At 67.5% G+C, this 13716-nt stretch carries 13 protein-coding genes; 5 read left to right on the forward strand and 8 right to left on the reverse strand.

The window, feature by feature from the left end:
• Positions 1-12: 12 nt before the first annotated feature.
• Positions 13-210, reverse strand: a complete 198-nt coding sequence (locus JQ639_RS16330) for a DUF1656 domain-containing protein (protein WP_211966728.1) — start codon at positions 208-210, stop codon at positions 13-15.
• Positions 207-2291, reverse strand: a complete 2085-nt coding sequence (locus JQ639_RS16335) for an FUSC family protein (RefSeq protein ID WP_211966727.1) — start codon at positions 2289-2291, stop codon at positions 207-209. The genes JQ639_RS16330 and JQ639_RS16335 overlap by 4 nt, the downstream gene beginning before the upstream one ends.
• A gap of 243 nt (positions 2292-2534) precedes the next feature.
• Here JQ639_RS16335 and JQ639_RS16340 point away from each other — a divergent pair, with 243 nt between their 5' ends.
• Positions 2535-3278, forward strand: coding sequence for a hypothetical protein (locus JQ639_RS16340; RefSeq protein ID WP_211966726.1), 744 nt, complete (start codon positions 2535-2537; stop codon positions 3276-3278).
• 267 nt (positions 3279-3545) lie between these two features.
• Entirely contained in the window at positions 3546-4271 is a 726-nt protein-coding gene (locus tag JQ639_RS16345; RefSeq protein ID WP_211966725.1) for a thermonuclease family protein, read from the forward strand.
• A 21-nt stretch (positions 4272-4292) separates the two neighbouring features.
• Here JQ639_RS16345 and JQ639_RS16350 read toward each other — a convergent pair whose 3' ends face one another.
• The 6 genes from JQ639_RS16350 to JQ639_RS16375 form a co-directional block, all read right to left on the reverse strand.
• Positions 4293-5096 (reverse strand): thioesterase family protein, encoded by an 804-nt coding sequence (locus tag JQ639_RS16350; protein ID WP_211966724.1) that lies wholly within the window; start codon positions 5094-5096, stop codon positions 4293-4295.
• 40 nt (positions 5097-5136) lie between these two features.
• Positions 5137-6105 (reverse strand): NAD(P)H-dependent flavin oxidoreductase, encoded by a 969-nt coding sequence (locus tag JQ639_RS16355; RefSeq protein WP_211966723.1) that lies wholly within the window; start codon positions 6103-6105, stop codon positions 5137-5139.
• 134 nt (positions 6106-6239) lie between these two features.
• Positions 6240-6815: a hypothetical protein gene (locus JQ639_RS16360; RefSeq protein WP_211966722.1), complete on the reverse strand. Its 576-nt coding sequence runs from the start codon at positions 6813-6815 to the stop codon at positions 6240-6242.
• Between the two features lie 180 nt (positions 6816-6995).
• Positions 6996-7577 carry a YqaA family protein gene (locus JQ639_RS16365; RefSeq protein ID WP_211966721.1) on the reverse strand — a complete coding sequence of 194 codons (582 nt, stop codon included), beginning with the start codon at positions 7575-7577 and terminating at the stop codon, positions 6996-6998.
• Between the two features lie 61 nt (positions 7578-7638).
• Positions 7639-8040 (reverse strand): phosphoribosyl-ATP diphosphatase, encoded by a 402-nt coding sequence (gene hisE, locus JQ639_RS16370; RefSeq protein ID WP_211966720.1) that lies wholly within the window; start codon positions 8038-8040, stop codon positions 7639-7641.
• Positions 8041-8155: 115 nt separating this feature from the next.
• Positions 8156-8548: a hypothetical protein gene (locus JQ639_RS16375; protein ID WP_211966719.1), complete on the reverse strand. Its 393-nt coding sequence runs from the start codon at positions 8546-8548 to the stop codon at positions 8156-8158.
• Positions 8549-8782: 234 nt separating this feature from the next.
• On the opposite strand from JQ639_RS16375, the gene JQ639_RS16380 reads away from it, so the two are divergent.
• From JQ639_RS16380 to JQ639_RS16390, 3 genes are all read left to right on the forward strand, one after another.
• Positions 8783-9808 (forward strand): ABC transporter substrate-binding protein, encoded by a 1026-nt coding sequence (locus tag JQ639_RS16380; protein WP_211966718.1) that lies wholly within the window; start codon positions 8783-8785, stop codon positions 9806-9808.
• Positions 9809-9893: 85 nt separating this feature from the next.
• Complete coding sequence (locus tag JQ639_RS16385) at positions 9894-11681, forward strand: glucan ABC transporter ATP-binding protein/ permease (RefSeq protein WP_211966717.1); 1788 nt, start codon at positions 9894-9896, stop codon at positions 11679-11681.
• A 322-nt stretch (positions 11682-12003) separates the two neighbouring features.
• Complete coding sequence (locus JQ639_RS16390; RefSeq protein ID WP_371745078.1) at positions 12004-13503, forward strand: D-alanyl-D-alanine carboxypeptidase family protein; 1500 nt, start codon at positions 12004-12006, stop codon at positions 13501-13503.
• The last annotated feature ends 213 nt before the right edge of the window (positions 13504-13716 follow it).

The following is a 13716-nucleotide window of genomic DNA, read 5'->3' on the forward strand; positions in this document are numbered from 1 at the left end:
TGTTCCGAAGGGTCAGAGGGTTGTGGTGACGAAGGCGCCGAGCAGGATGACGTAGAGCGCGGTGTTGAACAGCGGCGGGTGCCAGACGAAACGATAGACGCCGAGCCAGGCGAGCAGCATGCGCGCCACGTACCAGACCACCGTGGTGCCCAGCAGGTAGCCGACCAGCGGCGGCAGGAATACGCCGTCGATGCTGATTTCCTTGATCATGTCGTCACCATCTCGGTCGTGGTCGCCGGCGCGGCCCGCGCCGGCCCGAAGAATTCCGCATGCAGCCGCAAGGTCGCCTCGACGTTGTAGAGCGCTTCCGCGGCGCGCGTCGAGACGGCTTCTTCGGCATCGCCGAGCACGCGCTGGCGCGCGCCGATGAGAACCGCGATCGGCATCTCCGGCGCACGGTCGCGTGCCATGCCGGCGAAATAGGTCGCGAGCGCCGTCAATGCATCCTGCACGGCCGCCGCTGCCGACGGCGGCAACACCAGGCGCAGGGCGCGCAGCAGCAGGATGTTGAGGCCGATGCGCAGTCCCGCGAGGCTCGCCTGGAGATGGGCGCGCTGCACCTCGACCATCGGATCGAGCCGCATGAACAGCGCATTGATGCGGTCGAACATCCGGCTCTCGAACACCGAGCGCTCCTCCACTACCGCGCCGCCGGCAGCCTGCGCGAGGTCGCGGAAGAAGCCGCGGGTGAGGCGCCGCACCGCCCAGTCGGTGCCGAGCGGCCGCAGCAGGCCGAGCGCCGCCGCGCCAATGCCGATGCCGAGGATGTAGCCGATCGCGCCGTTGGCGAAATTGGCGAAATCGTAGTCCATCGCGTTGGTGAGACCGATCAGGCCGCCGGCGACGAAGATCAGCGGCATGGTGTAGGGAATGGCCGCCGGCGCGGTCAGCAGCAGGCCGCAGGTCAGATAGAACGGCGCCAGCGCGATCGCCAGCGCCGGAAAGGTCGACAGCGTCGGCAGCAGCGCGAACAGGTACAGCCCGGCGATTAGCACGCCGACGACACTCATCTTGAGGAACTGGGCCGACGCCGCGGCCGGGTTGTCGCGCGCGCCCATGATCGCGCACATGATGCCGGCGAAGGTCACGGCGGTCGGGCCGTTCGACCAGGCCGAGAAGATCCAGAACGTGCTGGCGATCATCACCGTCACGGCCGACACCAGCCCGCCGACCACCGCGAACGAGACGTCGCGATAGGGGCGGAACGAGGGCGCCGCATCATCGCCGGGCAGGCGCCGCCCGACGGCGATATGCGTGCGGATCCAGACCGTCTGCCGCCACATCGCCAGTACGTCGCCGAGCCGCAGCAGAATGCTGCGCACCAGGAAAGCGTCCGGCTCCGTCCGCAGCGCCTGCGTCGGTGGCAACTGCGCCGCGATTTCGGCGTCGAGCGCGCGCTCCTCCTCGCTCTCCACCTGCGCATCCTCGGGCGTCTTCGCCCCGGCGGTGGCGGCGATGTGAGCGGCGGTGCGTTCGAGAAGCGGCTGCACCAGGCCCGCCGTATCGGGGCGGCGCTGCTCCAGCACCGCAAAGCGATCGTAGACCGACATCAGCAGCGCCAGCAGCGACAGGATCTTGCCCTCGAACTGCCTGATCACCCCGTCGACCGCCCGCAACGCCGGGGTATCGAGCACGGCAAACACCCGCAACGCATCCAGCGCAATCACTGCCGAGATGATCTGGCGGCGGTCGGCGAGGCCCTTGGCCTCGTTCTCGCGGCCGCGCAACGCATCGCCCGCCCAGCGCGCCATGCTCGGCAGCGTCGCATCCAGCGCCTTGCGCAGCGCATCGCCGGCGCGCTGCGGCAGCACGACGTGATGCATCAGCGCGCCGCAGGCGATGCCAAGCATGATCTCGAGACAGCGCGCGACCGCGAAATCGAACGCGCCGTTCGGCGCCAGCGCCGCCGGCAGGCCGATGATCGCCGCCGAGTAGCCCGACAGCATGCCGACATAGGCCTGCGGCGCATCGCGCAGGTAGATCGAGACGAAGGTGCCAAGGCCGATCCACAGCGCGAGCGCCAGGCAGAACAGCTCCGGCGAGTTGGAAAACAGGCTGACCATCACCAGCGACATCACTGCGCCGATCAGCGTGCCGAGCACGCGATACAGCGACTTCGCCAGCACCATGCCGGCGAACGGCTGCGAGACGATATAGACCGTCGTGACGGACCAACTCGGCTGCGACAGGTCGAGACGAAACGCGATGAACAGCGCCAGCATCGCCGCGGCGAAGGTCTTCACCGAGAACAGGCCATCACGCCAGCTCAGCCGTTGGAGAATCTGCAACATGCGGGGAATGGTAGCGGAACAGGACGACAGAAACGACGGTGCGTTAGCACCAATCGGCCGCGCCGGCATCCGGCCCGACCGCATGCCTGAGGTCCGGACCGGACGGAACTCCGCACCGCCCCTGCCACGGCATCGCCCAACATTCTCCCGATTGTGAGGCGACCATTCGAACGTGGTTAAGCCATACTTAACAAGTCTTTGCGAAGACCCGTCGGGGGTGGTTGAAGCAGTGGGGAGCACAGCTTGACCTTGCGAACGACACTTGGCGTAGCGGCTCTGCTTGCACTGTCCGGCGCGGCGGCAGCGATGGCCATCGGCTATGCGCACCTGCGTGACGACGACATGCCCCAGGCCCAGGCCGGGATGACTGAAGCCACCGATTCCGCAGCGGATTTCCCGATCGCCAATACCTCCGGCAAGACCGACAGGCTGCCGGTTGCGGCGCCGTTCCGCCTCGCCTCCTATTCCCTGTCCGACACCCCCGCCGCGGATGCGCCGGCGACGCCGGTGAGCCGCTATGCGTCGGCGGATCCCACCCCCTCCGACATCAGGTTGCCCGACGCCCTGAAGCCCGCCGTCGCCGATCCGGCCCCGGCTAAAATGGATGCGGCGGCGTCCAGGCAGGACGCGGCCGCTGCGAAAGCCAAGGTGGCGGCGCTGCCGCCGCCCAAGCCGGCGAAGCCGACCAATGTCATTCTCAACGACGCCCAGATCGCCAGCCTGAAACAGCGCCTGCGCCTCAGCCCGATGCAGGAGCCGTACTGGCCTGAAATCGAGGCGGCGCTGCGTGGCGTGGTCAAGCAGATCTACGAAGCCAACAAGAACGGCCACGGCAAGCCGGTGCCGGTCGACACCAGCACGGCCGAGGTCGAGCGGCTGAAGACCGCGGCGATGCCGCTGCTGATGCAGATGCGCCCAGACCAGAAGGCCGAGGTGATCAACCTCGCCCGCATCATCGGCATGGAGAAGCTGGTCGCGATGCTGTAGCGGCCGGCGCCTGCACGGTGTGGTGGATCTGACATTCGTCAAGGAGCCGGCCGCCAAAGTGCCTGCCGCGACGTGATCCGGCTGCAAGCGGATCGCAGGCGCGGCCGTTGCACTGCGCGCACGCTGTGATCACACACTTTCCTGATATCCCGACCCTTGACTTGCCCGCCGATTCCCGGCGGCAATGCGAGGTGTTGAAGGTGGGGCCACGCGGGGCGGCGCGGCCGCCATGATCATTATCGTTTGCTATCGATTTCAGGAGCCCCGATGCTGAAAGTCATCGTTCCCGTCGTCGCGCTGCTGCTGGCCGCGACCGGCGCCCACGCCTCCGAGATCAGCGGAGTCCCTCACGTGGTCAGCGGCGACGCCGTGACCATCGGCAAGAGCCGCATCCGCCTCGCCGCCGTCGCCGCGCCCGGCCTCGAGCAGCTGTGCATCAATGCTGCCGGCGAGCGCTGGACCTGCGGCCTCGCGGCCCGCGACGAACTCGCCAAGCATGTCGAAGGCAAATCCTGGACCTGCCAGCCCCAGCGCACCGACCGCTATGGCCGCTCGGTCGCCAAATGCACCATGGACGGCGAGGACGTGGCCCACTGGCTGGTACGATCCGGATGGGCCATCGCGGTCACGCGAATCTCCCACGACTATGTGCCCGACGAAACCGCCGCGAAGGGGGAGAAAATCGGCCTGTGGGCCGGCGCCTTCATCGCGCCGCCGGAATGGCGCCGCCGCAACAAGCAGGCTCCCGTGCTCGGCGGGCTCGACGTCAACCGCGCCTCGCGCGCGACACTGCTGCGCGGACGCTCGGCCTCGACGCCACCGTCGCCGGAGTGCGCCATCAAGGGTCATGTCAACTGGTCCGGCACCTGCATCTATCATGAGCCCGGCGGCCGCTGGTACGCCCGCGTCAAGATGGAGCCCGACAACGGCGACCGCTGGTTCTGCTCGCGCGAGGAAGCCGAACTCGCTGATTGCCGCGAGACCAAGCGTTAGCGGCGGCGATCCCGCCGGCCGTCAGCCCCGTGCGGGCGCGCGGCGCTCGACCACCAGCGACTGGATGACCCGGCCGAAATAGCCGGTGCCATCGGCCAGCCGCGCGATCGACAGGCCCGCGCCGTCCGGCCCTGAATACGACTCGGCATTGACCAGGATCCAGTCGCCGACCGGCTGGCGGGCGAGATTGATGGTGAGATCGGCGTTGATGAACGTCCACTGCGCGAAGTCCAGCGACGGCGACGTGCCGTTGCAGAAGTCCGACGCGATGACCGCACGCAGCAGCGGGGTCAGCGCCTGCCCTTCGACCAGCGGCAGATTGGCGCGAAACCAGATCGCCGCCCGCCCGAGTGCAATGAAGCGGCCGAACGCCGGCCGCATCGTCATGGTGGCGAGGAAGGCGTTGCGCTGGGAGTCGCCGATATCCTCGACGCACTGATCGGGAGGGGGAACGTCGAGCGGCGGCGTCGCCGCCATCTCCGGCACCACGTTGGCCACCGTCCTGATCCGGAGCACGCTGGCGCGCACCACCTCGACTCCCTCGGCGAACAGGCGGATGTCGCAGAGCTGGATCTTGCGGCCTTCCTTGACCACCTCGCTGGTGAAGGTCAGCGGCGCGACCGGCACCGGACGCATCAGATCGATGGTCAGGCGCGCGACATGCATCGGCACCGGTGACGGCATTGCCTCCGCGATCCAGGCGACCAGCGCCGCCGGCGGCGAGCCGTGCTGCGCGCGGGGATCCCATGGTCCGCCGGCCAGCGGACTGGTCCAGACCTGGTTTCCCTCGACGCGAAAGATCGCATCACGCGGCGCCGCCGTCATGACGGCCCGCCCGGGACATGACGTGACATCATCGCAGCGGTCACAGCGCCGGATCGATCGCCTCGTCATACTCCCGCTTGAAGCGGGCGATCAGCTCGGCCGCAGGCAGCACCGCATCGATGCTGCCGACGCCCTGGCCGCTGCCCCAGATCTCCTTCCACGCCTTCGGTCGCGCCCGCTCGCCGCTGGCGTCGGTGCCGAAGTTCATCTTCGAGGGATCGGAGACCGGCAGGTTCTCGGGATCGAGGCCCGAGGCGAGGATCGACGGTTTGAGATAGTTGCCGTGCACGCCGGTGAACAGGTTGGAGTAGACGATGTCCTCCGCCCCCGAGGTCGTGATCATCTCCTTGTACTTCTCGACCGCGTTGGCCTCCTTGGTCGCGATGAACGCCGAGCCGATATAGGCGAAGTCCGCGCCCAGCACGCGTGCCGCGCGGATGGCGCGGCCGGTGGCGATCGCGCCCGACAGCGCGATCGGGCCATCGAACCAGCGCCGCGTCTCGGCGACGAACGCGAACGGCGAGATCTGGCCGGCATGACCGCCGGCGCCGGCCGCCACCAGCACGAGACCATCGGCGCCCTTCTCGATCGCCTTGCGGGCGAACTTCTGGTTGATGACGTCGTGGAAGGTGATGCCGCCCCAGCCATGGACGGCCTGGTTGAGATCCTCGCGCGCGCCGAGCGAAGTGATCACCATCGGCACGCGATACTTCGCGCACAGCGCCATGTCGTGATCGAGGCGGTTGTTCGACTTGTGAACGATCTGGTTGACGGCGAACGGCGCCGACGGACGCTCGGGATGGGCGCGATCGTAGGCCGCGAGCTCTTCGGTGATCCGCGCCAGCCATTCGTCGAGCAATTCCGGCGGACGGGCGTTGAGCGCCGGAAACGATCCGACGATGCCGGCCTTGCACTGGGCGATCACGAGGTCGGGATTGGAGACGATGAACAGCGGCGAGCCGATCACCGGCAGCGACAGACGACCCTTAAACAAGGCAGGCATGGACATTCGAAAGATCCCTATCCCTTATGGCGCAGATGACGTTGTTCATCGTTGACCGGGCGCGCATGCGCCCTCGCATCGGACGACGATGCCAGAAGGGCGGCGGGAAAGGCAATGTTGCAGACGCGTATCGGCGCCAGTTACTGGCACAATGCCCGTATGACGAAATTTTCGACGCGGCACTGCCCGAGATCTTCCTTCTTGCCGGACAGCAGCACGCTCGCAGAGCAGCTCTCGGCGGAGTCGGAATCCAGGCTCTGGCCTTCCTTGTAGCCCTTGTCGGTGCAGAGCCTGGTCGCCGCCGACTTGCAATCGGGCGCGCCGTTGGCCGCCAGCTGGCACTTCACCCGGCCTGCCACGACCTTGCCCTTGGAGAAACGCGTCAGGCTGTCGGTGGCATCCTTCGCGCGGGTGTTGATGTCGTCGAGGGTCTGTTGCGGCGACTTGAGCGTCGGCCATCCGAGCGGCGGGTCGCTGAAGAACTTGCCGATCTCGTCGACGAAACCACCGGAGCCGGCGGGATGCTCGGGCGCCAGCGTCACTGGCACCCCTGGCGGCTGCGGCGCGGCCTGCACCACCGGCGGCGGCACGCTCGGAACCTGTTGCAGGCCCGCAGTCTGCGCGGCGACGCCGGTCACGGCTGCGCCCGTCGCCCAGGCAACGCTCAGCATCGCTACCACGGCATAACGCCCGATCATCCGCGATCGATCAGCCATTGCCGAACCCGATCCCCTTCGCGCAAGACATGTTCGGACATACTATAGCGCTTTCATGCGACGTGGATACCGGCCACATGCATGCGGTCGCGTCAAAACAACGCGTCGCGCATCGTCCGCACAAACTTCATCTGCACAGGATGCAGGATTTTTCCCGGCCGTGTTCGGCCGTACGCACACTCAGAACATCCGGAATGCGATGACGAAGCCCAGCACCAGCACGCCGACGCCGATCGCCACCCACAACCCCAGGCGCTTCTCGATGCTCGCCCGGATCCACTCGCCGTAGCGATTCATCAGGATCGCCACGACGAAAAAGCGGCCGCCGCGCGCGATGATCGAGAACAGGACGAAGAGCAGCAGGTTGTAGCCGGCGAAGCCAGAGGTAATGGTGACGATCTTGTAGGGGATCGGGGTCAGGCCCTTGAGCAGGATGATCCAGGCCCCGTACTCCGCATAGGCGGTGCGGAACTGCTCGACACGGTCACCATAGCCGTAGAGGTGGATCAGCCACTGCCCGACCGAGTCGTAGAGAATGGCGCCGATGGCATAGCCCGCGACACCGCCGAGCACCGAAGTCAGGGTGCAGACCACCGCATAGAGCCATGCCCGCTGCGGGCGGGCCAGCGACATCGGGATCAGCATGACGTCCGGCGGCACCGGAAAGAACGAGCTTTCGGCGAAAGACACCGCTCCCATGAGCCAGAGCGAATAGGGCTTGTCGGCGGCGGCTACGCACCAGTCGTAAATACGTCTCAGCATGGGGCGATGAAGCACCGTCCGGCGGATTTGTCCATGTCGGGAACGACGATTTGGCCGCGTTTCAGCGCTGTTTGCGCAAACGATCGGCCGAAATCGCGACAATTGGCCGCCGGTTCAGGCCGGCAGCCGTTTGCTTGGCCAACTTCGCAGCATTTTTGGGCAGCTTTTCGGCAATGCCCAACAGCCGCTCACGGCGGTCCATCTCCGCCCAGACGTCGGCCGGACGAACCCCGGCTGAAGCCCACAGCACGGCGAGGTTGTAGAGGAGATCGGCACTTTCCCGCACGATGGCGTCGGTATCACCGCCGACCGTATCGATCGCCACCTCGATGGCTTCTTCCGCCACCTTCTTGGCCATCTTGGCCGGGCCTTGCTGAAACAGGCGCGCGGTTCGGGACGCGGCGGGATCGAGGTCCCTTGCCGCCAACACCGCAGTGTAGAGCCGCTCCAGCGAATCACTCATTCGCTGAGCTTAGACAAAACACATGTCCCTGGTGTTAACGGCCGGCCCCGCAAAAAGCCGCACCCTTCGCCGGTCGGCCGGCGAAGGGTGGGCAGGATCTGTCGGTGCGGAAGCGCTACCAGCCGCCGTAGTAGCGCGGGCCGTAGCCGCCACCATAATACCCGGGACCACCGCCATAGTAGCCGGGCCCGCCATAATAATAGCGATCGCGGTAGTAGTCGCGGCGCTGCTGTTCGGCGACCACGCCGCCGATGATGCCGGCGACCGCACCGAACGCGGCGATCGCGGCGGCGTTGTTGTTGCCGTGGTAACGGCGCGCACGGCGGCGCGCCGCGCTGAAGTCCGTGGCATCGCTCGCGGCCGTCAGGCCGGTCGTTGCCGCCTTTGCCGGCACCGGCGTGGCGGCGCGCGCCGGCGGCGCCTCGACCGCCGTCGCAACGAGAGCCGCGACCAGCGCCGCGGCCACACCGCGGCCGGCGGACGACATGAGATTCCGACGCATCAACATCTCAGCACTCCTCCGATACCCCCGGGTCGATCCTCGACCAGACGTACGAAAACGTGTGACAGCACTTCGGGTTCCATGCCTCGGGTGCGGCGAAATGACGTTTGGCGGCGGCCATCCCCGCGCGCCACGTAACCTGCTACCATCCAGCCGGCGCGGGGGAGCGGCCACCGCCACTGTCCCGCCACTCCGGCACCGCAACCTTTCCGGCATCGTCCGGACCCTCCGGCCTGCGAGATGTCCCGCCCGATCACCCGCCGCGCTGCCCTGCTGGCCACCGCGATCGCCGCACTCGCCGCCGGCGGCCGCAGCATCGCGGCGACGCCGGTGCGGCTGACCTTCGACCGTCCGTTCGATGGCACCATGGCGCCGTTCTTTATCGCTGCGGCCCGCGGCCTGTTCCGCGCCGAGGGCGTCATGCCCACCCTGGACAGCGCCGCGGGATCTCCGGATGCGATCGCCCGCGTCGCCGCCGGCACCAGCGAGATGGCGGTCGCGGACATCAATGCCCTGCTGCGCTTCCGAGACGACGATGCCGCGCCTGCCGTGAAGGCGGTGTTCGTGGTGTTCGACCGCGCACCCTATGCGCTGATCGCCCGCCGCAGCCGCGGCATTCACATCCTCGCCGACGTCGAGGGCAAGACCGTCGGCGTCGCCGACAGCGACCTCTCCTATCGCTTCTGGCCCGGCCTCGCCCGCCTCAATCGCATCGACACCGCGCGCGTGCGAATCGAAAAAATCAGTGCGGCCGTGCGCGAACCGATCCTGTCCGCCGGACAGGTCGACGCGATCACCGGCTTCTCCTACCTGTCGGCGCTCAATCTCAGGGATCGCGGCATCCCGGCGACCGATCTCGCCGTGCTGCGCTTCGCCGACTATGGCTGCGAGGCCTACGGCCAGGCCGTGATCGTGAATCCGGCGTTCGCCCGCGAGCAGCCCGATGCGGTGCGCGGTGTCCTGCGGGCGCTGGTCGCCGGCATCCGCATCGCGCTCGCCAACCCCGCGCAGGCGATCGACGACACGATGAGCCAGATCAATGCCGCATCGCGCGACCTCGAACTCGAGCGGCTGCGCCTCGTCCTGCATGACAACATTGTCACCGACGACGTTCGCGCGCACGGGCTCGGCGGCCTCGATGCGACGCGCTTCAACAGCGCCCGCGACACGCTCGCGGCCGGCTTCAAATTCCGCAAGACCCTGACGGTGGCCGACATTTTCGACGACACGCTGCTGCCGCCACGCGACGCGCGGCAGATCATTTGAGTGCAAAAGCCGCCTCGCACGGCTGTATTCCGCACGCCACCCCCACTACAATCATCGCCCACGCCGCCACCCGACAGGACCATGCATGTCGCTTCCTCGCCTCTACGCCCGCGTCCTGCAACTGCTCGGCAAGGAAGGGCGGCTGGGCTGGATTCTCGCCGCCGCCAACATGCTGCTGGCGATGGCCCAGTTCGCCGAACCGGTGCTGTTCGGCCGCATCATCGATGCGCTGTCCACGACACCGGCGTCGGGCGGCCTCGCGGCGACGCCGCCCAATGTCTGGCCGCTGCTCGGCACCTGGGTGGCCTTCGGCCTGTTCACCATCGGCTGCGGCGTGCTCGTCGCGCTGCATGCGGACCGGCTGGCGCACCGCCAGCGTCAGGCGGTGCTGACAAGCTACTTCGAACACATCCTGCAATTGCCGCTGACCTTCCACAGCGGCACCCACTCGGGCCGCCTGATGAAGGTCATGCTCCAGGGCACCGATGCGCTGTGGCGGCTGTGGCTCGGCTTCTTCCGCGAGCACTTCGCCGCGATCATGTCGCTGATCGTGCTGCTGCCGCTGTCGCTCTACCTCAACTGGCGGCTCGCCATCCTGCTGTTCGTGCTGTGCGTGGTGTTCACGGTCCTGACGACACTGGTGGTGCGCAAGACCTACGCGATGCAGAGCGAGGTCGAGCAGCATTTCAGCGATCTCGCCACGCGCGCCTCCGACTCGCTGGGAAACGTCGCTCTGGTGCAGAGCTTCGTGCGCATCGACGCCGAGGTGCAGGGCCTGCGCGGTATCGCCGACAAGCTGCTGTCGGTGCAGATCCCGGTGCTGTCGTGGTGGGCCGTGGTCGCGGTGATGACCCGCGCGTCCACCACCATCACCATCCTTGCGATCTTCGTCGTCGGCATCATCCTGCACGGCCAGGGCCTCGCCACCATCGGCGAGATCGTGATGTTCGTGTCGTTCGCCACCATGCTGATCCAGAAGCTCGAGCAGGTGGTGTCTTTCATCAACAGCATCTTCATGGAAGCGCCACGGCTGAAGGAGTTCTTCGACGTGCTCGATGCCGTGCCGGCGGTGCGCGATCGCCCGGACGCGATCGATCCCGGCCGCCTGCAGGGCCTCGTCGAGTTCAACGACGTTTCGTTCTCCTATGACGGCAAGCGCCCGGCGATCCAGGACCTGTCGTTCACCGCGCTGCCCGGCGACACCATTGCCCTTGTCGGCCCGACCGGCGCCGGCAAGTCGACCGCCATCGCGCTGCTGCATCGCGCCTTCGATCCGCAGTCGGGCATCATCAAGATCGACGGCATGGACATCCGCGCGCTGAAGCTGAGCGCGCTGCGCCGGAACATCGGCGTCGTGTTCCAGGAGGCGCTGCTGTTCAACCGCACCATCGCCGACAACCTGCGGGTCGGCAAACCCGACGCCACCGAGGCCGAGATGCGGCAGGCCGCCGAGCGCGCCCAGGCGCTGGAGTTCATCGAGCGCGGCGACCTCAAGTTCGAGACCAATGCCGGCGAGCGCGGCCGCATGCTGTCCGGCGGCGAACGCCAGCGCCTGTCGATCGCGCGCGCCCTGCTCAAGAACCCGCCGATCCTGATTCTCGACGAGGCCACCAGCGCGCTCGACGCCGTCACCGAGGCCAAGGTCAACGCCGCACTCGACGCGGTGATGCAAGGGCGCACCACCTTTGTCATCGCGCACCGTCTGTCGACCATCCGCAACGCCACCCGAATTCTGGTGTTCAAGGACGGCAAGGTGATCGAAAGCGGAACTTTCGATGAACTCGTCGCGAGCGGCGGCCATTTCGCCGATCTCGCCCGCGCCCAGTTCATGGTTCAGAACGACCCGCCGGCCGCGATCACGTCGCAGATGTGATCGCCGCCACGCACGAAGGTGGACGATCGTCGAAATTTGGCCCCTTTCGTGCATGAATCCGGCGCCGGCCGGTCCCGCCGGCGCAGCCTCTGTTCCGGTCGACCAAGACAGGGTAGGTTTCTGTCGTGGCGTCGCCCGTGGATGAAGACCTGACGCGGTCGCATCCTGCAGTCTCGAGGGACGCCTCGCCGGTTGCGTCCCCCGCAACACGGCAGGATCGGATCGTGAACCGCACGCGCGTGGGCGTCGACCCCGCGAACGTTGTATTCAAGGCGCGTTCCGTCGATGATGGATCGCCGCTGCCAAGGACCGGAATCGTAAAGTGCTCTCTCTGATCGCTTCGACGCGCCAATCCATCCTGAGCTGCCTCGCCCTCGCGGCCTGCCTCGCGACGCTCGCCGCGTCGCGCCCGGCCCAGGCGGAGGCCAACCTCGTGATCGAGGCCGATACCGGCAAGGTCCTGTTCGCGGAGAACGCGACCATCCCTTGGTACCCCGCATCGGTGACCAAGCTGATGACCGCCTATGTCGTGCTCAAGGCGGTCAAGGACGGCCGCACTTCGCTCGACAATCTCGTAAGCGTGTCGCCGATCGCCGCCGGGCAGGCGCCGTCCAAGATGGGCTTCCGCGCCGGCACCCAGCTCACCATCGACAACGCGATGAAGATGATGCTGGTGAAGTCGGCCAACGACATGGCGGTGGTGCTCGCCGAGGGCCTCGACGGCTCGATCGAGGCGTTCGCCGACGAGATGAACCAGACCGCACTGCGGCTTGGCATGACCCAGACCCATTTCGTCAATCCGAACGGCCTGCCGGCGGACGGCCATGTCAGCTCGGCGCGTGACCTCGCCCTCCTGGCGCGGGCGCTGCTGCGCGACCTGCCGGAATACGAGTATTTCGTCCACATCCCGGCGATCAAGTTCGGCCGCCGCATCACCCGCAACTTCAACAGCCTGATCGGCCGCTATCCCGGCGCCGACGGCATGAAGACCGGCTTCATTTGCGCGTCCGGTTTCAACCTCGTCGCCTCGGCCACCCGCAACAACAAGCGCCTGATCGCCGTCGTGCTCGGCGCGTCGTCGTCGAGCATGCGGACCTACAAGGCCGCGCAGCTGCTGGAGCGCGGCTTCTCCGGCAGCGGCCTCGCCTGGCTGACGCCGTCGCTCGGCACCGTCGATTCCCTCCAGCCCGTCAACGTCGATCCGCCGAACCTGCGCGACGACATGTGCGGCCCGCATCGCAAGCGCCAGCAGGCACCGGAGTCCGACGACGACAACGCCGTCAGCGCCACCAGCGAGAACACGGTGTCGATGTTCGCCGGCCTGCAGCCGGGACAGATGAAGCCGGCCGAGCTGCTCGCCGCGGCGCCTGCCGCCGCCGAGCCTGTCATCGTCTACACGGGCCCCAAGCGCACGGGCGCTGCGATCATCGCTGCCAATGCCGCGGACGCTGCCGCCGAGACGCCGCCGAAGGCCAAGGGCAAGCGCGGCAAGGGCCGCGCCAGGGCCGCTGCCCCCCAGACCGCGGCCGCCAAGCCGGACGCCAAGACCGACGCCAAGATCGATGCAAAGACCGATGCGAAGCCAGCCCGCGCCGCCAGCGCCAAGCCGGCGGTCGAGCGCCCACCGGCAGCCGTCCGCGCGACCTCGGCGCCAGCAGCCGGCGACAAGGCACGCGCCGCGGCGCAGTCCGAAAGCTCCAGGACCGACAAGAAGGCCGAGAAGAAGCCCGATCCCAAGCGGTCCGAGGCCCAGAAACCGGCCGGCAAGAAAGACGCCAAGCCGGTCAGCCAGCGCACCACCGACCCCGCGCCGCGCTCCTGAGCACGGCGTTCCCGCCGGACGCCATTAAGGCGTTACCTTCGCTCGATAAATTCCAGCCCACGGCAGCCGCCTGATCCACGGTGCGACCGCACTGTGGCTTGCCAGCCCGTGCGGCTTCGCCCAATACTGCCCCGATGGCGGCAATGCGACCGGCCACGCCGAGCCTCGTCGCGAGACCGAGCAACAACGAACCGCCAACATGAGGGGGAAATC

Origin of the sequence: Bradyrhizobium sp. U87765 SZCCT0048, from assembly GCF_018131225.1 — a bacterium.
In the GTDB taxonomy this organism is placed as follows: domain Bacteria; phylum Pseudomonadota; class Alphaproteobacteria; order Rhizobiales; family Xanthobacteraceae; genus Bradyrhizobium_A.

What these genes read in the sequence shown, in the direction of transcription:
- JQ639_RS16330 (WP_211966728.1), bottom strand. Translation starts at nt 210, where the DNA reads ATGATCAAGGAAATCAGCATCGACGGCGTATTCCTGCCGCCGCTGGTC.
- JQ639_RS16385 (WP_211966717.1), top strand. Translation starts at nt 9,894, where the DNA reads ATGTCGCTTCCTCGCCTCTACGCCCGCGTCCTGCAACTGCTCGGCAAG.
- JQ639_RS16365 (WP_211966721.1), bottom strand. Translation starts at nt 7,577, where the DNA reads ATGCTGAGACGTATTTACGACTGGTGCGTAGCCGCCGCCGACAAGCCC.
- JQ639_RS16360 (WP_211966722.1), bottom strand. Translation starts at nt 6,815, where the DNA reads ATGGCTGATCGATCGCGGATGATCGGGCGTTATGCCGTGGTAGCGATG.
- JQ639_RS16335 (WP_211966727.1), bottom strand. Translation starts at nt 2,291, where the DNA reads ATGTTGCAGATTCTCCAACGGCTGAGCTGGCGTGATGGCCTGTTCTCG.
- JQ639_RS16355 (WP_211966723.1), bottom strand. Translation starts at nt 6,105, where the DNA reads ATGTCCATGCCTGCCTTGTTTAAGGGTCGTCTGTCGCTGCCGGTGATC.
- JQ639_RS16380 (WP_211966718.1), top strand. Translation starts at nt 8,783, where the DNA reads ATGTCCCGCCCGATCACCCGCCGCGCTGCCCTGCTGGCCACCGCGATC.
- hisE (WP_211966720.1), bottom strand. Translation starts at nt 8,040, where the DNA reads ATGAGTGATTCGCTGGAGCGGCTCTACACTGCGGTGTTGGCGGCAAGG.
- JQ639_RS16350 (WP_211966724.1), bottom strand. Translation starts at nt 5,096, where the DNA reads ATGACGGCGGCGCCGCGTGATGCGATCTTTCGCGTCGAGGGAAACCAG.
- JQ639_RS16345 (WP_211966725.1), top strand. Translation starts at nt 3,546, where the DNA reads ATGCTGAAAGTCATCGTTCCCGTCGTCGCGCTGCTGCTGGCCGCGACC.
- JQ639_RS16375 (WP_211966719.1), bottom strand. Translation starts at nt 8,548, where the DNA reads ATGTTGATGCGTCGGAATCTCATGTCGTCCGCCGGCCGCGGTGTGGCC.